Annotated in this window: 17 protein-coding genes; 4 read left to right on the forward strand and 13 right to left on the reverse strand. The window is 70.5% G+C overall.

What is annotated here, in order from left to right; translation table 11 throughout:
* Positions 1-10: 10 nt before the first annotated feature.
* Both DMC64_RS23715 and DMC64_RS23720 read left to right on the forward strand, forming a co-directional pair.
* A complete protein-coding gene (locus DMC64_RS23715; protein ID WP_037344786.1) occupies positions 11-1,357 on the forward strand; it encodes an alpha/beta hydrolase in 1,347 nt (448 codons plus the stop codon).
* A 10-nt stretch (positions 1,358-1,367) separates the two neighbouring features.
* On the forward strand, positions 1,368-1,745 hold the full coding sequence (locus DMC64_RS23720) for a hypothetical protein (protein ID WP_037344784.1): 378 nt from the start codon (positions 1,368-1,370) through the stop codon (positions 1,743-1,745).
* Between the two features lie 64 nt (positions 1,746-1,809).
* Here the strand turns inward: DMC64_RS23720 and DMC64_RS23725 are convergent, their stop codons facing one another.
* The 4 genes from DMC64_RS23725 to nadA are packed head-to-tail and all read right to left on the reverse strand — an operon-like array spanning position 1,810 to position 6,575.
* Positions 1,810-2,979, reverse strand: a complete 1,170-nt coding sequence (locus DMC64_RS23725; RefSeq protein ID WP_125735323.1) for a S8 family serine peptidase — start codon at positions 2,977-2,979, stop codon at positions 1,810-1,812.
* 46 nt (positions 2,980-3,025) lie between these two features.
* Positions 3,026-3,916: a carboxylating nicotinate-nucleotide diphosphorylase gene (nadC, locus tag DMC64_RS23730; RefSeq protein ID WP_125735324.1), complete on the reverse strand. Its 891-nt coding sequence runs from the start codon at positions 3,914-3,916 to the stop codon at positions 3,026-3,028.
* Positions 3,913-5,568 carry an L-aspartate oxidase gene (locus tag DMC64_RS23735; RefSeq protein WP_125735325.1) on the reverse strand — a complete coding sequence of 552 codons (1,656 nt, stop codon included), beginning with the start codon at positions 5,566-5,568 and terminating at the stop codon, positions 3,913-3,915. The genes nadC and DMC64_RS23735 overlap by 4 nt, the downstream gene beginning before the upstream one ends.
* On the reverse strand, positions 5,565-6,575 hold the full coding sequence (gene nadA, locus DMC64_RS23740) for a quinolinate synthase NadA (protein WP_063277377.1): 1,011 nt from the start codon (positions 6,573-6,575) through the stop codon (positions 5,565-5,567). The genes DMC64_RS23735 and nadA overlap by 4 nt, the downstream gene beginning before the upstream one ends.
* Positions 6,576-6,690: 115 nt before the next feature.
* Between nadA and DMC64_RS23745 the strand changes: the two genes are divergently transcribed.
* Positions 6,691-7,326, forward strand: a complete 636-nt coding sequence (locus tag DMC64_RS23745) for an NUDIX domain-containing protein (protein WP_016336019.1) — start codon at positions 6,691-6,693, stop codon at positions 7,324-7,326.
* A gap of 40 nt (positions 7,327-7,366) precedes the next feature.
* Positions 7,367-8,083 carry an LON peptidase substrate-binding domain-containing protein gene (locus DMC64_RS23750; RefSeq protein WP_037344777.1) on the forward strand — a complete coding sequence of 239 codons (717 nt, stop codon included), beginning with the start codon at positions 7,367-7,369 and terminating at the stop codon, positions 8,081-8,083.
* 93 nt (positions 8,084-8,176) lie between these two features.
* On the opposite strand, the gene DMC64_RS23755 is transcribed toward DMC64_RS23750, so the two are convergent.
* The 9 genes from DMC64_RS23755 to DMC64_RS23795 form a co-directional block, all read right to left on the reverse strand.
* Complete coding sequence (locus DMC64_RS23755) at positions 8,177-9,235, reverse strand: M48 family metallopeptidase (protein ID WP_125735326.1); 1,059 nt, start codon at positions 9,233-9,235, stop codon at positions 8,177-8,179.
* A 48-nt stretch (positions 9,236-9,283) separates the two neighbouring features.
* A complete protein-coding gene (locus DMC64_RS23760) occupies positions 9,284-9,889 on the reverse strand; it encodes a DUF2567 domain-containing protein (protein WP_038510231.1) in 606 nt (201 codons plus the stop codon).
* A gap of 150 nt (positions 9,890-10,039) precedes the next feature.
* The gene (locus tag DMC64_RS23765; RefSeq protein ID WP_081809725.1) at positions 10,040-10,243 is read right to left on the reverse strand and encodes a hypothetical protein; all 204 of its coding nucleotides are present in this window, start codon (positions 10,241-10,243) and stop codon (positions 10,040-10,042) included.
* Positions 10,230-11,246, reverse strand: coding sequence for a biotin synthase BioB (gene bioB / locus DMC64_RS23770; protein ID WP_125735327.1), 1,017 nt, complete (start codon positions 11,244-11,246; stop codon positions 10,230-10,232). Before bioB ends, DMC64_RS23765 begins: the two co-directional genes overlap by 14 nt.
* Before the next feature lie 84 nt (positions 11,247-11,330).
* Positions 11,331-12,053, reverse strand: coding sequence for a dethiobiotin synthase (gene bioD, locus DMC64_RS23775; protein ID WP_038510225.1), 723 nt, complete (start codon positions 12,051-12,053; stop codon positions 11,331-11,333).
* 49 nt (positions 12,054-12,102) lie between these two features.
* The gene (locus tag DMC64_RS23780; protein WP_125735384.1) at positions 12,103-14,301 is read right to left on the reverse strand and encodes a bifunctional SulP family inorganic anion transporter/carbonic anhydrase; all 2,199 of its coding nucleotides are present in this window, start codon (positions 14,299-14,301) and stop codon (positions 12,103-12,105) included.
* Between the two features lie 533 nt (positions 14,302-14,834).
* Complete coding sequence (locus DMC64_RS23785; RefSeq protein ID WP_125735328.1) at positions 14,835-17,087, reverse strand: bifunctional SulP family inorganic anion transporter/carbonic anhydrase; 2,253 nt, start codon at positions 17,085-17,087, stop codon at positions 14,835-14,837.
* Positions 17,088-17,326: 239 nt separating this feature from the next.
* A complete protein-coding gene (locus DMC64_RS23790) occupies positions 17,327-18,607 on the reverse strand; it encodes an adenosylmethionine--8-amino-7-oxononanoate transaminase (RefSeq protein WP_125735329.1) in 1,281 nt (426 codons plus the stop codon).
* A gap of 25 nt (positions 18,608-18,632) precedes the next feature.
* Positions 18,633-19,832, reverse strand: coding sequence for a cytochrome P450 (locus DMC64_RS23795; RefSeq protein ID WP_125735330.1), 1,200 nt, complete (start codon positions 19,830-19,832; stop codon positions 18,633-18,635).
* Positions 19,833-19,854: the final 22 nt, after the last annotated feature.

The raw sequence follows: 19,854 nt of genomic DNA on the forward strand, positions 1-19,854 counted from the left end.
CGGCTCGGTGATGGCATCCAGTGCGGGCGGTTACCGAGTCGCCCCCGCCAGGCTCGAAGCGGCGGCGGCCGAACTCGAACAGCGCGCCGGCGTGCTCAAGACCGCGCAGACCGCGCTGGCGGGTGAGAACGTCCCCGCGACCGCGTTCGGCCAGGTTTCGGCGTCCAGCGCGGCTTCGGCCACGTACACCAAGACGATCAAAGACGTCTCGGGCAAACTCGACGGCCAGATCACCAAGGCGACGGTCATCCACCAGGGACTGACGGCCGCGGGTGGCGGATACCGGCGCGCCGACGTCCAGGTGGCCGCCTCGTACCGGTCGCTGATGCCGGAGAACCCGTTGCCCAAGGCCGGGAATCCGGCAGGCGTCGGCGGCGCGGCCGACACCGGCTCGTGGGCGACCGCGATCGCCGAGAACCGCACGAAGGTCACCGACGCGCTGACCGCCGAACGCGAGCGGCTCGCGAATCTCCTCGCACAGGGCGGGAAAGCCGACGACATCGCGAGCGCGCGCACGCGGATCGCGCTGTACGAGGACATCCTCGCCAACGACCGGCAGATCCTGCGGTTCGACCCGTCCGGTAACGGGCGCATCGTCGAACTGGTCGGCCGCATCGAGCCGGGCACCCGCAACGTCGGGTTGTTCGTCCCCGGCGTCAACACCTCGTTCGACAACTTCCAGAGCTACGCCGACCTCGGCAAGAGCCTGGTCGCCGCGGACGCCACCGGCCGGACCGCGATGGTGGTCTGGGCCGACGGGGTCTTCCCCCAGAACGTCGTCACCGAAGGCCCGGCCGCGCACTACGCGCAGACGATGGCGCCCGATCTCAAGGCGTTCGGCGACGAACTGCGCGGCCAGATCGACAGCCACGCCGGACCGGGTGTGGTGGTCACCGCCGTCGGGCACAGCTACGGCGGCGCGACCGTCGGGCTCGCCGAGCAGCTCGGGCTCAAGGCCGATCAGGTGCTGCACGTCGAGTCCGCGGGTATGGGACACGGGATCTGGAGCCCGAGCGACCTCCCGGCCAGCCAGGCCGGTGTGCAGCGGTACTCCATGACGGCCCCCTTCGACCCGATCGTGATCGCGCAGGGCAACGCCGGCCTCATCGAATGGCTCGGCGCCGGGCACGGAGCGGACCCAGACCGCTTCCCCGGCGTCGTCGAACTGGAAACCGGCCGCGACGCGAACGGCGACCTGCAGTGGGGTTTCGATTCGCACAGCGGTGTGCTGAAACCCGGTTCCGATTCGTGGAACAACATCTACGGTGTGATCACGGGCGGCGCGGTCACGCACGAAGGCTTCACCGGCGGCTCGCTGCGCGAGATGGTCATCGAAGGCGTCGGACGAGGCTTGTGAGGGACTGTTCATGATCACGAAGCACACCGAACTCGACCCGCTGGCCGAGGACCTCACCGCGGTCATCGACGGTGTCGCGGGCACCTTCGGCACCAGCGCGGAGCGCACCGTGGAAGGCGAGCTGGACTGCGACCCCACCCAGCCGGGCCGGTCGCTCTGCTGGCAGTACGGCCTCCGCGTGGACGACGCGACCGACGCGATCCGCAAACTCGTCGACGACGTCCTGCCCATGCTGGAGAGCCAGGGCTGGCGGTGGCGCGACCGCAGCAACCCGCGTGAGCTGATCGCGCAGTTCAGCCGCGACGGCGCCGACTTCAACGTGCACGTCTCCCGCGTCGGCGACGGCGTGGCCATCGTGGGCTCGACAGCCTGCGTATCCGTCCCCTAAAACCCCAGGGGGTCGCGAAAGACCTCGTGAGCGGTGGCGGTGTCCCCCAGTACACCGCTGCCGCTCACGAGGCGCGGAATCGCGAAGGTTTCCAGCCCCGGCGCTTGCCCCGCCGGACCGCGGCCACCACGACGCCCGCCGCGATGGCGAGGGCCACCCCGGCGATGGCGAGCACACCCGAAACCTTGTCCGCACTGGTGGGTGCCGGAGCCGCCGCGGGGAACACGAAGGTGTCCGGGCCGACGCTCGGCGGTCCTCCCGGGCCGGGCGTACCGGCCGGGATCGAGGCGGAAACGGCGGCGTAGGCGTCGATCGCGCCCCAGCCCCGGCGGGGATCGTGTCCACCGCTCGGACCGCGGTGCGCGGTCAGCGTCAGCCGCGCGACGACCTGCTCCGGCGACAGCTCGGGGTGGTACGCGCGCACGAGCGCGGCGACCCCGGCGACATGCGCGGCGGCCAGGCTCGGATCGCTCACCGGCCACCGGTGCGCCACCGTCCCGCCCGCGCCGGCGGACGTGCTGACCAATTCGGCGCCAGGCGCGGAAATCCCCACGTACGAACCGGATTCCGTCTGCACGGCCTCCCCCGCCTGGTTCGTCGAACCCACGGCGAGCACACCCGGTGTGGCCGTCGGGTACGACGTCTGGCCCTGCTGGGTCCCCGCGGCGGGCGAGACGATCAGCGCGCCCTTTTCCTTGGCGCGCGAGACGGCGCCGGTCAGCGCGGGACTGTCGGAAGCGGCCGGGACGGCGATCAGGATGATCCCGGCGCCGCGGTTCAGCGCCGTTTCGATGGCGCCCGCGAGCTGCCCGGGATCGCCGCCGCCGTTCACCTGGGTGTAGCGGATCGGCAGGATCTTGGCACCGGGCGCGATCCCGGTGAACGTCGTGGACGGATCCGGTTGCGCGCCGACGATCCCGGCGGCGATCGTGCCCCGGCCGTCGCAGTCTTCGGCCTCGGTGCCCTGCCCGCCGAGCAGCTGCCCCGGCGCGAACTGGCCGTTGCCGCCGTCGACGCCGGTGCCGATCACCGCGACCAGCTGGCCGGTGCCGCGGGACAGCGGCCAGAGCCGCACCGGATCGATCAGCCGCTGGCCCCACGGAACGGCCGCGGTGTAGGTGCCCGTCGGGTTGGCGCACTGCTCGGCGACCGCCGTCGACGGGACGGGGGTGCCGAGCAGTGCCATGAAACCGACGCATCCCGCGACGGCACTTTTACCGGCAAAGCCCACCATTCCTCCAGAATCCCCTTGTCACACAAGGGAATTCTAGTGCCGGAGGTCAGCGCAGGTCCATCCCGAGGTCGAGTGCGGGTGAGGAATGCGTGAGCGCCCCGACGGCGAGGAAGTCCACACCGGACTCCGCGTACGCCCGCGCGACGTCGAGCCGCAGACCGCCCGAGGATTCCAGGCGGGTCTTCGGGGAAACCTCGTCACGCCGGTCGACCGCTTTCGCGCATTCGTCGGGCGTGAAGTTGTCCAGCAGCACCTCGTCGGCGCCCGCGGTGAGCGCCTCGTCCAGCTGGGACAGGTCGTCGACCTCGACCTCGCAGTGCAGTTCGGGCGCGTGCTCGCGCGCGGCGGCGAGCGCGGCGGTCACCGAACCGGCGGCGACCACGTGGTTGTCCTTGATCAGCACCGCGTCGCCGAGCCCGAGCCGGTGGTTCACCCCGCCGCCCGCGCGGACGGCGTACTTCTCCAGCAACCGCAGCCCGGGCAGCGTCTTGCGGGAATCCCTGACCCGGCAACCGGTTCCCTCCACCGCGGCCACCCAGGCGGCGGTCGCGGTGGCGATACCGGACAGGTGGCACAGCAGGTTCAGCGCGGTGCGTTCGGCGGTGAGCAGGCCCCGCACCGGGCCGCGCACGACCAGCGCGGGCTCACCGGCGGTGAGTCGATCGCCGTCGTCACGGGCGGCCAGGATCTCCAGGCCCGAACCGAGCACGACGTCGAACACCGCCAGCGCCACCGGGATCCCGGCGACCACCCCGGCCGTCCTCGGCGTGAGTTCGGCCAGCGCACGCGCGGATTCGGGCACGGTGGCGTTCGTCGTCGCGTCGGGCCCGTACCGCAGATCCTCGGCCAGCGCCGTCGTGACGACGCGCTGCACATCGGCGACGTCGAGGCCGTGATCGGCCAGCGCCTTGACGACCAACGGGGAGAATTCGCTCATGCCACACCCTCCAAAGCGATCGGATCGGCCAGTACCGGCTGCCCCGACGGGCTGAGCCGGATGAGCTGACCGCGCTGCCAGACGTCGTCGTCGCGCTCGGGGAAATCGGTCCGCACGTGACAGCCGCGGGATTCCGTGCGGCGCGCGGCGGCCGCGACCAAGGCCTCCGCCACCAGGGTGAGCGCCGCGTCCTCAACGGTCTTTGGCGTCCACAAAGGACTCTCGATCACCGAAAGATCCAGCACCGAGCCGACGACCGACAGCCCTTCGGCGTCGCGGCCGATGGCGGCGTACCGGCTCATCGCCCGCTGCAGCGCGTCCCGATCGGCCACCGGGGCCTTCACCGGAGGCAGGAGCACGCCGCGGCGCGGGTCACCCAGCAGGCCGGCGGCGAGGTCGATGGCGACCGCTTCCGCCACCCGCTGCCCGACCACCAGACCTTCGAGCAAACTGTTGGAGGCCAAGCGGTTAGCGCCGTGCAGACCCGTCCTCGCGACCTCGCCCGCGGCGTAGAGACCACGAACACCGGACCGTCCGTCCACAGTGGTCACCACACCGCCGCACGCGAAATGCGCCGCGGGCGTGACCGGGATCGGCTCCTTCGCCGGGTCCAGCCCGATCGCCGCGCACGCCGCGTGCACGGTCGGGAACCTTTTGGCGAAGCCGGAAATCCCCGTGGCGTCGAGGAAGACGTGATCGTCGACGCCGCCGGGCGCCTGCACCATGCGGCGCGTGATGGCCGCGGAAACGACATCCCGGGGCGCGAGATCCCCGAGCGGGTGGACCCCGCGCATCACCGAGGCACCCGTCGCGTCGTGCAGGGTCGCGCCCTCGCCGCGTACCGCCTCGGTGACCAGCGGGAGCCGGCCACGCGCGCCGGGCGTGAACAGGACCGTCGGATGGAACTGGACGAACTCGACGTCCGCGACCTGCGCGCCCGCGCGCAACGCCAGCGCCAGCCCGTCCCCCGTGGCGAGCTCCGGATTCGACGTCGCCTGGTAAAGCTGCCCCAGTCCGCCGCTGGCCAGCAGCACCGCGGGCGCCCGGACGACACCGGGCACGCCGTTGTGGTCCAGGACGGTCACCCCGACGACCTCGCCCGCGGGCGTGCGGATCGCGTCGACGGCGATGTGGTGCTCCAGCACCGGGATCCGCCGTCCTCCGGCCGTCGCGACCAGCGTCCGCTCGACCTCCGCGCCGGTCGCGTCGCCACCCGCGTGGATGACGCGGAACGCGCTGTGCCCGCCTTCCCGCGTGCGGGCCAGTTCGGGCCGCCCTTCGGCCGCGGGGTCGAAGCGCGCCCCCTCGGCCCGCAGCCGGGCCACCGCGGCCGGGCCGCCGGCGATGATCGACCGGACGGCGCCGGAGTCGCACAGCCCGGCACCGGCGGTGAGCGTGTCCTCGGCGTGCTTGCCGACCGAGTCGCCCGGCTCGTGCTCGCCCTCCAGCACGACCGCGATACCGCCCTGTGCCCAGCGGGTGTTGCCGTCGGAGACCGTCGCCTTGGTGACCACCAGGACGTGCAGGCCGAGCTCGTGCGCGCGCAGCGCGGCGGTGAGCCCGGCCACCCCGCTGCCGATCACCACGAGATCGGCGGCGGCCTCCCAGACCGGGTGGGTTTTCGCCTGGAGAGCGGTAACCGGGTCGGTCATTCTCCGCCGCCAGGCTGCCCGATCTCGATCATGCGCTGCACGGAGGCGCGGGCACGGGCGGCGGTTTCGGCGTCGACGTGGACCTCGTCGGCACCCTCACGCAGCGACCGCAGCAGGGCGGCCGGCGTGATCATCTTCATGTACCGGCAGGACGCCCGGTCGTTCACCGCGCGGAAGTCGATCTCCGGCGCGGCCTTGCGCAGCTGGTGGATCATCCCGATCTCGGTGGCCACGAGGACCGACTTCGCCTTGGTGTCGCGGGCGGCGTGGACCATGTCGCCGGTCGAGAGGATCTTGACCCGCTCAGGGGCGACGGCGCCTTCGCCCGCCAGGTACAGCGCCGAGGTCGCACAGCCGCATTCCGGGTGGATGAACAGATCGGCGTCCGGGTTCTCCGAGGCCCGCTCGGCCAGCTCGGCGCCGTTGATCCCGGCGTGCACGTGGCACTCCCCGGCCCAGATGTGCATGTTCTCGCGACCGGTCACGCGTTTGACGTGCGCGCCGAGGAACTGGTCCGGCAGGAAGAGAACCTCCTGGTCAGCGGGGATGGAGGCGACCACGTCGACGGCGTTCGACGACGTGCAGCAGATGTCGGTCTCCGCCTTGACCTCGGCCGTGGTGTTCACGTACGACACGACGACCGCGCCGGGGTGCTCGGCCTTCCAGGCGCGCAGTTCGGCGCCGGTGATCGAGTCCGCCAGCGAGCAGCCCGCCCGCGCGTCCGGGATCAGGACCGTCTTCTCCGGCGCCAGGATCTTCGCCGTCTCGGCCATGAAGTGCACGCCGCAGAAGACGATGGTCGACGCGTCACTGCTCGCCGCGATACGGCTGAGCGCGAGGGAGTCGCCGGTGAAGTCGGCGATGTCCTGGATCTCGGGGACCTGGTAGTTGTGCGCGAGCAGGACGGCGTCGCGTTTGCGCGCAAGGCTGCGCACCTCCTCCGCCCAAGCCGCGTCGGCGACCACGCCACCGTACGGAGTCAAGTCGTTCTGCAGGGTGCTCGTCATCGTTCTGGCCCTCCTGGACCTGTCTCCGGTTTTCGCCTTATAATCGAAAACCGTGCGAAGTCATCTTAACACCCAGACCCCCCTCGCCCACGAGGTTTTGGGAGCGGTCCTTCAAGTGCGCTCCGACACACTCCGGGTCCTGCTGTGGCGGCGCGCGCTCGATCCGCACCTCGGCCGCTGGTCCCTTCCCGGCGGCAGGCTTCGCCCGGATGAAGACGTCGAGGCGTCCATCCGGCGGCAGCTCGCGGAGAAGGTCGACGTACGCCAACTGAAGCATGTGGAGCAATTGGCGGTCTTCAGCGCGCCGGACCGGGTGCCGGGCCCCCGCGTCGTCGCGACGGCGTTCCTCGGCCTCGTACCGTCCGATGTGGACCCCGAGATCCCCGAAGACACCGAGTGGCACGACGTTTCCGAGCTCCCCCGGACGGCGTTCGACCACGAGTCCATCGTCCTGCGCGCGCGGGACCGGCTCCGCTCGAAGCTCTGCTACACGAACCTCGGCTTCGCGCTCGCCCCGGAAGAGTTCACCGTTTCGGCGTTGCGGAGGCTGTACTCGGCTGCGCTGGGTTACCGCGTGTCCGCGACGAACCTGCAGCGTGTGCTGTCCCGGCGCGGGCTGCTCCTGCCCACCGGCCACACCGCTCCGCCCGGGCGCAGCGGCGGCCGTCCGGCGGCGCTGTTCTCCTTCGCGGGCAAGGGGATGCAGATCACCGACCCGTTCGCGGTGTTCCGTCCGCCCACCGGGAAGTGACCACCCTGCGAAGTCCTCCCGGTCCCCGTACCTTGAACGGGTGACCGAGCCGAGCGAGGAGTCCACCGGGAAGGCGATCTTGCCGCTGTTCCCGCTACAGACCGTGCTTCTGCCCGGAACACACCTTCCGTTGCACATCTTCGAACCGCGGTACCGGCAGCTGATGGCGGACCTCGTCGCCGAAGTGGTCCCGGACCGCGAGTTCGGCGTCGTCGCGCTGCGTTCGGCGATGATCAGGGAGGTCAGCGGGCCCGAACACGTCCACGAGTTCGGCTGCAGCACGGTGTTGCGCGAGGCGAAACGGCTGCCGGACGGCAGATTCGACGTCGTCACCACCGCGCGGCGCCGGTTCCGGCTGCTGGAGATCGACCGCGTTTCCGCGCCGTACCTGATCGGCTCGGTCGAATGGGTACCCGACGACCGCGTCGCCACGGTGCACGGCGACACCGTGACCAGGCTCGCCGACGTGGCGAAGGCCGCGCACCGGCGCTACTGCGAGTCCGCCTGGAACGACGAAGACTGGACCACCCCGCCCGAGGACGGCGACATCGCGGCGCTCGCGTACCGGCTCACCGCCGACTGCCTGCTCCCGCTGGAGGACCGGCAGCGCCTGCTGGAGGAGACGAACCCGCTGCGGCGGCTGCGGATCGCGTGCCGCCTGCTGACGCGGGAGGCCGGCTTCCTGAGCACGCTGGGCGCGGTCCCGATGCCGCCGGGGGAACTCGGCGAGTTCACGCGCCCGTCGAACCTGAACTGAGCCCTCGCGGGTCGCCGCCCGTTCCCGCGTCATGAAAGGGCCGTTCAGGACAAGAAACGTCCTGAACGGCCCTTTCATGACATCCGCGAAGCGCTACTTGCCCGACTCCGAGGAACCCCCGTCGTCCGACCCGTTGCCGGTCCCGAACTTGCTCCACACCTTGCCCGCCGCCCCGGACACCGCCTCGCCGACGTCGCTGAACACCTTCGTCAGCGGGTCGGTCGAGCTGTTCCAGGAGTCCTTGTACGACTTCGCGGCCGACTTCAGGTCGTCGGTCCAGGTGGACGAAGGCGCGTCCTCGTCACGGCGCGGGTACTCGCCGGCCAGGATCCCCCGGTACTCCTCGGACGCGGCCCACTTCTGCAACTGGGCGGCACGCACGACGGCCAGCGGATGCGACATCGTCTCGACGTAACGCAGCTTCAGGTAGCTGTCGCGGATGTCGTCGACCGACTCGTACTCCGACGCCTGCTGCAGGAACGCCGGGATGTCGATCTTCGACGGGTCGATCCCGCCCGCGACCAGGATCTGCGAGCGCAGCGCCGCCGTCGGATCCTGCGAGCACAGCAGTCCGGCGCGGTCGCAGGACAGTTCGGCCTTGCGGTACCACTCGCGCAGCGCCGCGATGACGACGCGGATGCCGATCGCGCTCACCGGCGTCCACGACATCGACATCTGCAGGCCGATCAGCCGGATCATGATCGTGCGGTACACCGCGTGCCCGGACAGCACGTGCCCCATCTCGTGCCCGATCACGAACCGCAGCGACGCGAGGTCCATCGCCTCGACGGCCGCGGTGTTGAGCACGATGAACGGCTCGTCCATGCCGATCGTCTGCGCGTTGACCTCGGGACTGCGGGCGACGAACAGGTTCGGCACGCGGTCGAGGTCGAGTGTTTCGGCGCATTCGTGGCGCAGCCTGTCCAGCTCCGGATACTGCTTCGGGCCGACCCGGATCGCGGACGCGAGCGCCATGAGCCGCTCGCCGCGTTCGGCGTAGAAACCGGAAACCGCCTTCACGACCTGCGCGAACCCCGGAACGGCGCGCAGGGTGGCCAGTGCGCCGCGATCGACGGGGTGTTCGTACGCGCGCGGGCTGATACCCGGGAAGCGGACGGCGTTGTGCCGGGAAACCTCGATGTCGTCGGTCAAGAGAAAGCCCCCTAGAGATGTGTCCCGGCCCACCCTAGAGGAAATCCGTCAGCCGAGGCGGCGGCCCAGGTCTTCCCGTCCGTTCCACGCGGTCAGCAGCGTGTACGCCAGCGTCGTCATCAACGGCGCGGCGAGCATGATCCACGGGGATTCGATCTGCGGCGCCTTCGCGATGACGTCGCCGACGGCGGGCGCCGCGCCGATCTCGTAGCGGCCGTTGGCGAACGAGACGCCCATCGTGGTCCCCAGCCAGCCCGCGAGGGTCGCGCCGCCGGTCGCGGCGATCAGCACGACCGGCCCGCGGCGTTCCCGCAGCAGCCAGGTCACGATGCCGATCAGCAGCCCGGCGCCGAGCGCGAGGAAACCGTAGACGGCGAGGTCGTCGAAGCGGTGCCAGCTCTCCAGCTCCAGCGGGGCGAGGCCGCCGTGGTCGTTGATCACCCGCATCCGCTGGGGCGGGGCGAGGCGCGCCCACAGCCAGGCCAGCGGGAAGCCGAGCAGCCCCGCCGTGGACAGGACGCTGACCGCCGGCAGCAGATCGGCCTTGACGACGACCTTGGGGAACGGGCGGCGTGGCCTCGGCAGTACGGGCACCGACCAGGGGTCGGGCACGCTGGAAGACAGGTGCGCCGGTTTACCCGTCGTCTCGCCCAACCCCGGACTCCTCCCTCGAGCTGCTTGTGCAGAGCGTAACCAATGACGCCCCCTGCGCACGCGACCCCGCACACATCGCCCCGCGTTTCGTCCTCTGAACGCGATGCTTGCGCGTGCAACTACCGCATCCAGAGGACGAAATGCGGGGAGTCAGCCGGCGAGTTCACCGTGACGGCTGCACCGGGCCGTCCAGCCGACCGGGGTGATCTGGACGACCATCCGCCGCGCGCAGTACGTGCAGTACCGCGGCGGCTCGAGTGCCGTTCTGGGGTTGTGGCAGGCCGGATGTTCCGCGCCACCGTCGGACGTCTGTCCACAGTGGACGCAGTACGCCGCCGGGTCAGAGGACGTCACTGATCGCCTTCACCGGCATCTTCAGCTCGTCGAGCATCGCCAGATCCGCGGTGGCCGGGCGGCCGAGGTTGGTCAGGTAGTTGCCGACGATGATCGCGTTGATACCGCCGAGCATGCCCTGCTTGGTGCCCAGGTCGCCGAAGGTCAGCTCACGGCCGCCGGAGAAGCGGAGCAGCGGGCGGGGCATCGCCAGCCGGAACGCGGCGACAGTGCGCAGCGCGTCCTTGCCCTCGACGACCTCGTAGCCCTCGTACGGCGTACCCGGCTGCGGGATGAGGAAGTTCATCGTGCACTCGTCCGGGTTCAGCTCGGCCAGCTGCGCGGCGAACTCGGCGCGCTGCTCGATGCTCTCCCCCATGCCGATGATGCCGCCGCAGCAGACCTCCATACCCGCCTCGCGGATCATGCGCAGGGTCTCCCAGCGCTCTTCCCACGTGTGCGTGGTGACGACGTTCGCGAAATGCGAGCGCGCGGTCTCCAGGTTGTGGTTGTAGCGGTGCACGCCCATCTCGACGAGTTCGTCGACCTGCTCCTGGGTGAGCATGCCGAGCGAGCAGGCGATCTGGATGTCGTTGCCGTCCTCGCGGATGGCCTTGATCCCCTCGCGGACCTGCGAGAGCAGTCGCTTGTCGGGGCCGCGGACGGCGGCGACGATGCAGAACTCGGTCGCGCCGGTCTCGGCGGTCTGGCGGGCGGCCTTGACCAGGCCGGGGATGTCCAGCCACGCCGACCGCACCGGCGTCGGGAAGCGGCCGGACTGCGAGCAGAAGTGGCAGTCCTCCGGGCAGCCGCCGGTTTTGAGGCTGATGATGCCCTCGACCTCGACCTCGGGGCCGCACCAGCGCATCCGGACCTCGTGGGCCAGCGCCAGCAGGTCGGTCAGGTGCTCGTCGTCGAGCCGCAGGACTTCGAGGATCTGCTCCTCGCCGAGCCCGACACCACGCTCGAGGACCTGGTCACGCGCCACGGCGAGGATGTCGACGGTCTCCGGGGCAGTGGTCACGAGGCGGCTCCTGTTCGGGGTGGGGCGGTGAAGCGAAGGCACATCATCGTGCACGACCGGGCGGCTCGGCCACAGCGACGCAGGTCACTTCTGCGCCGACGCGCGGCCGACGAAGCATTCCGGGTCGAACTCCCCGCCGAACCACGGCGAGAGCCCCGCCTTGGCCCGGTCGGCGAACTCCTCGGGTCCGGCCGTGCCCAGCCCGGCGGGCAGCACGCCCAGCAGCGGGGCCCCGGCGGCGACCGGCAGGTCGCGCAGGTTCGACACCGCCGCCAGATCCGGTTCGTCCGGCCAGGATCCGATGATCACCCCGGCCACGGTCAGCCCGCGTTTGGTGGCGACCTCGGCGGTCAGGGCGGTCGCGTTGAGCGTGCCCAGCCCGGCCTCGGCGACGATGATGACCAGCGCGCCCAGCGACCACGCGACGTCGGCCAGCGTGGCCCCGTCGGCGTCGAACCGGACCAGCAGCCCGCCCGCGCCCTCGATGAGGGTCAGGTCGTGGTCGCCGTCGAGGTCGCTCGCCGCGGCGGCGATCTCGCTCGGGGCGAGCGTCGGCAGTCCCGAAAGCCTGGCCGCCGCCTCCGGCGACAGCGGATCCGGATACCTCCGCAGCTCACGGGTGGTGACCGGGCCGGCGAGGCGGAGGACGTCGGAGAGGTCGCCCGGCTCGTCCGGGCCCACTCCGGTCTGCGCCGGTTTCAGCACGGCGACACGCTGGCCCTGACCGGCGGCCAGAGCGGCGATGGCGGCGGTGGAGATCGTCTTGCCGACACCCGTACCGGTGCCGGTCATGACCAGCATGCTCACGTGCGTTGAACTTAGTGGGTCCGGATCGAGTCCCGCTGAACGGCTTCCGTTAGCCCCCGGATGTGGTGACGGCCCCGACCGGGGTGAACGACGGGCTCCCCTCGTCCGACAGGTAGACCTGCGCCGCCCCGACGTCGAAGTACATCCCGGTCAGGTGCAGCTCACCGCGCGCCTCCGCCTCGGCGATCAGCGGATAGTGCCGCAGGTGCTCCAGCTGCTGCAGCACGTTCTTCAGCGCCAGCCGGTCGACCTCGGTGTCCGGACGTTCGCCGTCGAGGGTCACCGTGGCGTCGCGGTGCGCGCTCGGCTCGGCGTGCCGCAGCCAGGAGGCCAGCATCGGCGCGCCGTCCGGGGCCCCGGTGGCCAGCGCCTGCATCGCGCCGCAGCCGGAATGACCGCAGACCACGATCTCGCGCACCTTCAGCACGCCGACGGCGAACTCGACGGTGGCGCCCATCGACGGATCGGCCCGGCGGGCGGGCACCAGGTTCCCGATGTTGCGCACGGTGAACAGGTCACCGGGACCGCTCGTGGTGATCATGTTCGGCACGATCCGCGCGTCCCCGCAGGTGATGAACAGGGTGTGCGGCGACTGGCCGCCCGCCAGTTTGCTGAGCGCCGGCTGCATGAGCGCGGCCGTGCGCCGCTGGAACTCGGTCGCCCCGCGCAGGGTGGGCCCGCCGCGCTGTCCGGGCAGTTCGACGTCCTTGGCCTGCCAGTCGGACCACGGCGCGAGGAACCGCGGCACCGACCGCGCCGCCGCCGTCCGGGTCAGCGTGGGGTCGCCGGACTTGCCCTTGGCGAACCACGGATGCCCGACCTCGTCGACGATCACTGTGCCGCCGGCGCGTTCATGGCCCTGCTGCCAGTTCGACAGGCTCTCGAAGGCGGCGTGGTCGAGGTAGTCGACGACCAGCTCCAGGGTCACCTTCGCGCCGTCGGGCACGGTCGCGAGCACACGGCTGAGCCTCGGCACGGAAAGGAACGTCAGGACGCCCTCGACGACGACGCGCCATTCGTCGCCGTCGCGCTCGGCGTGGATCCCGGACCACACCGTGCGACGCAGCATCAGCAGCACCGAAAGCGCGATACCGAGCAGGACACCGGTGAGCAGGTCGAAGACGACGACACCGGCGAGCGTCACCAGGTACAGCCCCAGGTCGCCGTGTTTGAGGACCTGCTTCATGTGGCCGGGGTTCACCAGTTTCGCGCCGACGTGGACGAGCAGACCGGCCAGCGCGGCCAGCGGGATGTTCTGGATGAGCCCGGCGAACGCGGCGACGAACACCAGGATCCAGACGCCGTGCAGGATCGCGGACGCCCGGGTGCGGGCGCCGGCGGCGACGTTGGTCGAACTGCGGACGATCACCCCGGTGACCGGGAGGCCGCCGAGCGCGCCGGAAGTCATGTTCGCGGCGCCCTGGCCGATCAGTTCGCGGTCGAGGTTCGACCGCGGCCCGGTGTGCATCTTGTCGACGGCGACGGCCGACAGCAGGCTTTCCACGCTCGCGATCAGGGCGATGGTGACCACCGCGACGGCGAACGCGCCCCAGCCGGTGTCCGGGAATTCGGGTGCGAAGCGGATGTTGAGCAGGTCACCCGGCAGGTTGACGCGCGGCAACGTCATCGCGGTGGCCACGGAAAGCACGGTCACCAGCGCGATCGCGGCGAGCGGGCCGGGCACCTTGCGGACGGCCTTGGGCAGCCGCGGCCACACGAGCAGGATGCCGATGGTGAGCACGCCGATCAGCGCGGCGGTGTCGTGGTGGCCGACGATCTGCGCGGGCAGTTGCGCGATGTTCTCGAGCGCCGAGCTCTGCGCCGCTCCGCCCAGCACGACGTGGAGCTGGCCGAGGACGATCGTGACGCCGATCCCGGCCAGCATGCCGTGGACGATGGCCGGCGAGATGGCGAGCGCCGCGCGGGCGATGCGGCTCAGCCCCAGGAGGATCTGCAGCGCGCCCGCGGCGACGGTGATCGCGCAGGTGGTCGCCCAGCCGAAGGTCGCGATGGTCTCGGCCATGATCACCGTCAGGCCGGCGGCCGGGCCGCTGACCTGAAGCGCGGAGCCGCCGAGGGCTCCGGCGACCACACCTCCCACCACGGCGGCGATCAGCCCCGCGACGATCGGCGCCCCTGACGCGAGAGCGATCCCGAGTGAAAGCGGGACGGCGACGAGGAACACCACCAACGAGGCGGGCAGGTCGTGACGAAGCACGGCGAGGGGCTTTTTCGTGGACACCAGCATGATCACCAGGAAACTGGTGAATTGTCCGATATGCACCACCTGATCGAGTGAATATCACCCTACGGACGGGTGGCGTGGCCCACTTTCAGCCCGCATCGTTGCCCGGAGATGTCTCCCGCGTTGCGAAAAGCCTTACCTGGTCCCGAATCCTGGGAAATATCGGTTGGGCGCCCGGTCAACCCACACCCCGATCTCGCGTGATCGAAGCCGGATCTCGCGTGATTGAAGGCGTAACTCGCGCGATCACGCGAGTTACGCCTCTGATCACGCGAGATCGGTCTCCGATCACGCGTGATCGCCCTGCCTCAGGACTTCACCGGGGCCGCCGCCGACGTGAGTGGCGATTCGGGTTCTCTTGAGGGGCAAGGCAAGGTGGTGTGTTGCGGACGACACGCGTGATCCAACGGACGACACGCGTGACTGAAGGGACGACACACGCGAGCCGTCCGCCTGGACACACGTGTCGTCCGTCTGATCACGTGTGTCGTCCCTCCCATCACGCGAAACCACCGATCACGATTGATCGCCCTGCCTCAGGACTTCACCGGGGCCGCCGCCGACGTGAACGACCGCAGCGCTTCGTCGAGCAGGTACACGTTCGCCTTCCCGACGTCGAAGTACATCCCCGTCAGCCGCAGTTCCCCCCGCGCCAGCGCGGCGTCGACCACCGGGTACGACCGCAGGTTTTCCAGTTGCTGCACCACGTTGTGCAGCGCGAGCCGATCGCCTTCGTGCGCCGGTCGTTCGCCGTCGAGCAGCACCGGCCCTTCGCTTTCCCGGCGCCGCATGGTCGCCTCGCCGTGGCGGAGCCAGCCGCCGAGGTGCGCGAGGCCGTCGGGCGCGTCCCCGAGCAACGCCTTCATCGCGCCACAGCCGGAATGCCCGCACACCACCACTTCCCGCACCCGCAGCAGCCCGACGGCGTACTCGATCGCCGCCCCCACCGAGAAATCCGCTTCCGCGCGCGGGACGAGATTCCCGATGTTCCGCACCGTGAACAGATCACCCGGCCCGCTGGTGGTGATCAGGTTCGGCACGATCCGCGCGTCGCCACAGGTGATGAAGAGCGTATGCGGCTGTTGCCCGTTCGCCAGCCCGTCCCAGGTGCTGCGCAGCAACGGCGCCGTCCGCCGCTGGAACTCCGAAGCGCCGCGGCACAACGGGACACTGCCGCCGCGCTGGCTCGGCAGTTCGAGATGTTCGGCCTGCCATTGTGACCACGGCGCCAGCCAGCGCGGCACCACCCGGGACGCGACGCCGCGGCGCACGGTCGGCACGCCCGCCTTGCCGCGTTCGAACCACGGATGCCCGATCTCGTCGACGATCACCGTTCCCCCGGCGCGTTCGTACGCGCGCTGCCAGCCGCGCAGGCAGTCGAAAGCGGCGTGGTCGAGGTAGTCGACGAACAGCTCCAGCGTCACCTCCGCCCGCTCGGGGACTTCGGCCAGGACGGTCGTGAGCCTTGGCACGGAAAGGAAAGTGAGCGCGCCCTCGATGACGACGCGGGTCCGCGAGCCGTCCCGTTCGACGTGGATCCCGGAGAACAGCATCCGGCGCAGCATCAAGGCCAGCGCCACCGCGATCCCCGCGGCGACGCCGGTCAGCAGGTTGACGGCGACCGCGCCGAGCAGGGTCGCGAGATAGACCGGCAGGTCGCCGTGGCGGCGGACCTCGCGGAGATTGGTGAGGTTGACCAGTTTCGCGCCGACGTGGACGAGGAGACCGGCGAGCGCCGCGAGCGGGATCAACCGCAGCGCGCCCGCCAGGAACAGGCAGCAGCCGAGGATCCAGACGCTGTGCAGGATCGCCGACATCCGGGTGCGGGCGCCCGCTTCGAAGTTGGTCATGGTGCGCACGACGACGCCGGTGACGGGGAAGCCGCCGAGCGAACCGGCGGCGACGTTCGCGAGGCCCTGGCCGACCAGTTCGCGGTTGAGGTCGGTGCGCGGCCCGTCGCGGAGTTTGTCGATGGCGACGGCGGAAAGCAGGCTCTCCAGGCTGGCGATGAGCGCGATGGAGAGTACGGCGGCGATGATCGCCGCCACGGATCCGGACGGCGCCTGGGGGACGAAACCCAGCCCCGGCAAGCCGTTCGGGAGGTCGACGCGCGGCAGGTCCATCCCCGCCGCGACGGACAGGCCGGTCGCCAGCGCGACGGCGGCCAGCGGGCCGGGGACGCGGCGCACCGAACGCGGCAGCCGGGTCCACGCCAGCAGGACACCGACGGTGACCACGCCGACCAGCGCGGCTTGGTCGTGGTGGCCGACGATCCGGCCCGGCAGCGCGAGGATGTTCTCGATCGTGGAACTCCGCGCCACACCGCCCAGCACCACGTGCAACTGGCCGAGGACGAGGATCAGACCGATCCCGGCGAGCAGGCCGTGCACGATCGCGGGCGAGATCGCCAGCGTCGCCCGCGCGACGCGGGTGAGGCCGAAGAGGATCTGGACCACGCCCGCCGCGGCGGTCATCGCGCAGGTGGCGGCCCAGCCGAAGGAGGCGATGGTCTCCGCGATGACGATGGTCAGCGCGGCGGACGGACCGCTGACCTGGAGGGCGGAGGCGCCGAAGAAGCTCGCGACGATCCCGCCGACGACGGCGGAGACGAGTCCGGCGAGCAAGGGGGCTCCGGCGGCGTGGGCGACGCCGAGCGAAAGCGGGACGGCCACGAGGAAGACGACGACCGAAGCCGGGACGTCGTGGCGAAGGTTCTTCAGGAGGGTCGATGCGGGGTTGCGGCGGCCCGGAGGCCCGGTGTCGTGCTCGTCACCAACGATGTCGATCATGGGGGCAGGAAACCCGATCGGCGCGCAAAAGTCCGCTACGCAAAGGTTTCTCAGGTTTGCTTGTGCGCCCGCGAACTAGGGCATACCGCCTTTTCAGGGCAAAGCACCCGAGAAGGACCCCGATCGGACTCGCCCGTTCGCTTGACCAAGATCAACTCGCGACCACGCTCTGTACCGAGCGTGGCCTCTCCGGATTGCTGTGGCCGCTGTCACACTCTTTGGGCTGAACTTTGCCGTTTTTACGCTTTTTGTGCGGCCGAGACCATTGCGGAAGTGATCGCGACGAGGTCTTCCGCCTCGGAGATGTAGGGCGGCATCGTGTAGATCAGGTTCCGGAACGGGCGCAGCCAGACCCCGTTCCCGGTGAGGACCTCCGTCGCCACCGCCATGTCCACGGGATGGTCCAGTTCGATCACGCCGATGGCGCCGAGCACCCGCACATCGGCGACCGCGGGCAGCTCCCGAGCCGGTTCGAGCCCGGCCTTCAGCGCGGCCTCGATCCGCGGCACGTCGGACTTCCAGCCGCCTTCGGCCAGGATCCCCAGCGAGGCGTTGGCGACGGCCGAGGACAGCGGATTCGCCATGAACGTCGGGCCGTGCGCCAGCACGGGCAGCTCACCGCGCGAGATCCCGTCGGCGATCTCCGGCGTGCACAGCGCCGCCGCCATCGTCAGGTACCCACCGGTCAGCGCCTTGCCGAGGCACAGGACGTCGGGCGTGACCCCGGCGTGCTCGGCGGCGAACATCCGGCCGGTGCGGCCGAAACCGGTGGCGATCTCGTCGAAGATGAGCAGGACGTCGTTCGCTTCGGTGATCTCGCGCAGCGCGCGCAGGTACGCGGGCGGGTGGAACCGCATTCCGCCGGCGCCCTGCACGACCGGCTCGACGATGATCGCGGCCAGTTCGCCCGCGTGCCGCCCGATCTCGGTGGCGAGCAGGTCGAGGTAGTCCTGATCCGGCTCGTCGGCGAAACCGCCGGGCGGTTTGGGCAGGAACAGCTGGTCCGGCAGGATCCCGCGCCACAGCGAGTGCATGCCGCCCTCGGGGTCGCAGACGCTCATCGGCGTGAACGTGTCGCCGTGATAGCCGCCGCGCCAGGTCATCAGGCGCCGCTTTTCCTTGCGCCCCACCGACTGCCAGTACTGCAGGCACATCTTGACGGCGACCTCGACCGACACCGAACCCGAGTCGCACAGGAAGACGTGCCGCAACCCCTCCGGCACGAGGTCGACCAGCGTCTTGGCCAGCCTGATGGCCGGTTCGTGGGTGAGCCCGCCGAACATCACGTGACTCATCCGGCCCGCCTGCTCCGCCAGCGCCGCGTCCAGCACCGGGTTCCGGTAGCCGTGGACCGCCGCCCACCAGGACGACATGCCGTCGACCAGTTCGCGGCCGTCGTCGAGGGTGAGCCGGACCCCGCTCGCCTCGCGGACCAGCAGGGAGTCGATCGTGCTCGGCATCGGCCCGTACGGGTGCCAGACGTGTTCCGCGTCGAGCGCGAGGAGTTCGGCGGCGTCCATCCGGCGACCCTACGACACGCCCTCCTCAGCGCAGACGCACAGGGAGGGTCTCCAGTCCGTGGACCAGGGTGCTTTCCCGCCACCGCAACGTTTCCGGCTCGGCGTCCAAGCCGAGGTCGGGGAACCGCTCCAGCAGTCCGCGCAAGGCGATCTCGGCCTCCAGACGCGCCAGCGGGGCGCCGACGCAGTGATGGATGCCGTGCCCGAACGCGAGATGCCCCGCCGCCGAGCGTGTGACGTCGAGACGGTGCGGTTCTTCGAAGCGTCCGGCGTCCCGGTTCGCGCCGAGCAGGGAGACGAGGACGAACTCACCCGCCGGGATCTCGACTTCGCCGACGGGCACGGCTTCCTTGGTGAACCGGATGGTCGCCAGGTGGATCGCGCCGTCGTAGCGCAGGAACTCCTCGACCGCGCCGGGCAGCAGCGTGGGATCGGCGCGCAGGGCGGCCAGCTGTTCCGGCTCGCGAAGCAGCGCCAAGACACTGTTCGCGATCAGGTTGACCGTCGTCTCGAACCCGGCCACCAGCAGCAGGAACGCCATGGCCAGCAATTCGTCCGCGGCGAGCGAATCGCCTTCGTCGCTGGCGTGGATCAGGCCCGAAAGCAGGTCTTCGGCGGGCTCGGCGCGTTTCTCCTCGATGAGATCGACGAGGTACGCGTGCATCTTCGCGGCCGCGGCCTGGAGTTCCTCCGGCGTCGACCAGGCGACCATCGTGTTCGACCAGGTCGCGAACGCCGGCTGGTCGCCCGCGTGGACACCGAGCAGTTCGCAGATCACCCGGATCGGCAACGGGACGGCGAAAACGGGCAGCAGGTCGACGCGTTCGGCGTCGCCGATGCCGTCCAGCAGTTCCGCGGTGATCTGCTCGATCCTCGGCCGCAGCCGGGAAACCGTACGCGAGGTGAAGGCCTGATTGACCAGTCTGCGCAACCGCGTGTGGTCCGGCGGATCCGAGTTGAGCATGTGCGCGCCGAGCGCGCGTACGGCGCTGTCGGCCGCGGAGACGAAGCCGTCCCGTTCGAAGAGCCGCTGGATGGCCGCCGGATCCTTGCCCACGCGGGAATCCGCGAGGATCGCGCGGGCTTCGGCGTATCCGGTGACGATCCATGCCTCGAGTCCGCGCGGCAGGCGGACCTTGCGAGCCGGGGCCTCTTCACGCAGCAACGCCGAAACCCGGTGTGGTTCCTGGACGAGATCCCACTCCAGGTTCTTCGGTTCCCCCATCGGTACGCCTCCCCGGCGCGCC

Source organism: Amycolatopsis sp. WAC 04197 (genome assembly GCF_003947475.1).
GTDB classification, from domain to species: Bacteria; Actinomycetota; Actinomycetes; order Mycobacteriales; family Pseudonocardiaceae; genus Amycolatopsis; species Amycolatopsis japonica.

Excerpts from the sequence above, each read along its gene's own strand:
- DMC64_RS23785 (WP_125735328.1), bottom strand. The coding sequence starts at position 17,087 with ATGATCGACATCGTTGGTGACGAGCACGACACCGGGCCTCCGGGCCGC.
- DMC64_RS23735 (WP_125735325.1), bottom strand. The coding sequence starts at position 5,568 with ATGACCGACCCGGTTACCGCTCTCCAGGCGAAAACCCACCCGGTCTGG.
- nadC (WP_125735324.1), bottom strand. The coding sequence starts at position 3,916 with ATGAGCGAATTCTCCCCGTTGGTCGTCAAGGCGCTGGCCGATCACGGC.
- DMC64_RS23795 (WP_125735330.1), bottom strand. The coding sequence starts at position 19,832 with ATGGGGGAACCGAAGAACCTGGAGTGGGATCTCGTCCAGGAACCACAC.
- nadA (WP_063277377.1), bottom strand. The coding sequence starts at position 6,575 with ATGACGAGCACCCTGCAGAACGACTTGACTCCGTACGGTGGCGTGGTC.
- DMC64_RS23715 (WP_037344786.1), top strand. The coding sequence starts at position 11 with ATGGCATCCAGTGCGGGCGGTTACCGAGTCGCCCCCGCCAGGCTCGAA.
- DMC64_RS23725 (WP_125735323.1), bottom strand. The coding sequence starts at position 2,979 with ATGGTGGGCTTTGCCGGTAAAAGTGCCGTCGCGGGATGCGTCGGTTTC.
- DMC64_RS23780 (WP_125735384.1), bottom strand. The coding sequence starts at position 14,301 with ATGCTGGTGTCCACGAAAAAGCCCCTCGCCGTGCTTCGTCACGACCTG.
- DMC64_RS23720 (WP_037344784.1), top strand. The coding sequence starts at position 1,368 with ATGATCACGAAGCACACCGAACTCGACCCGCTGGCCGAGGACCTCACC.
- DMC64_RS23790 (WP_125735329.1), bottom strand. The coding sequence starts at position 18,607 with ATGGACGCCGCCGAACTCCTCGCGCTCGACGCGGAACACGTCTGGCAC.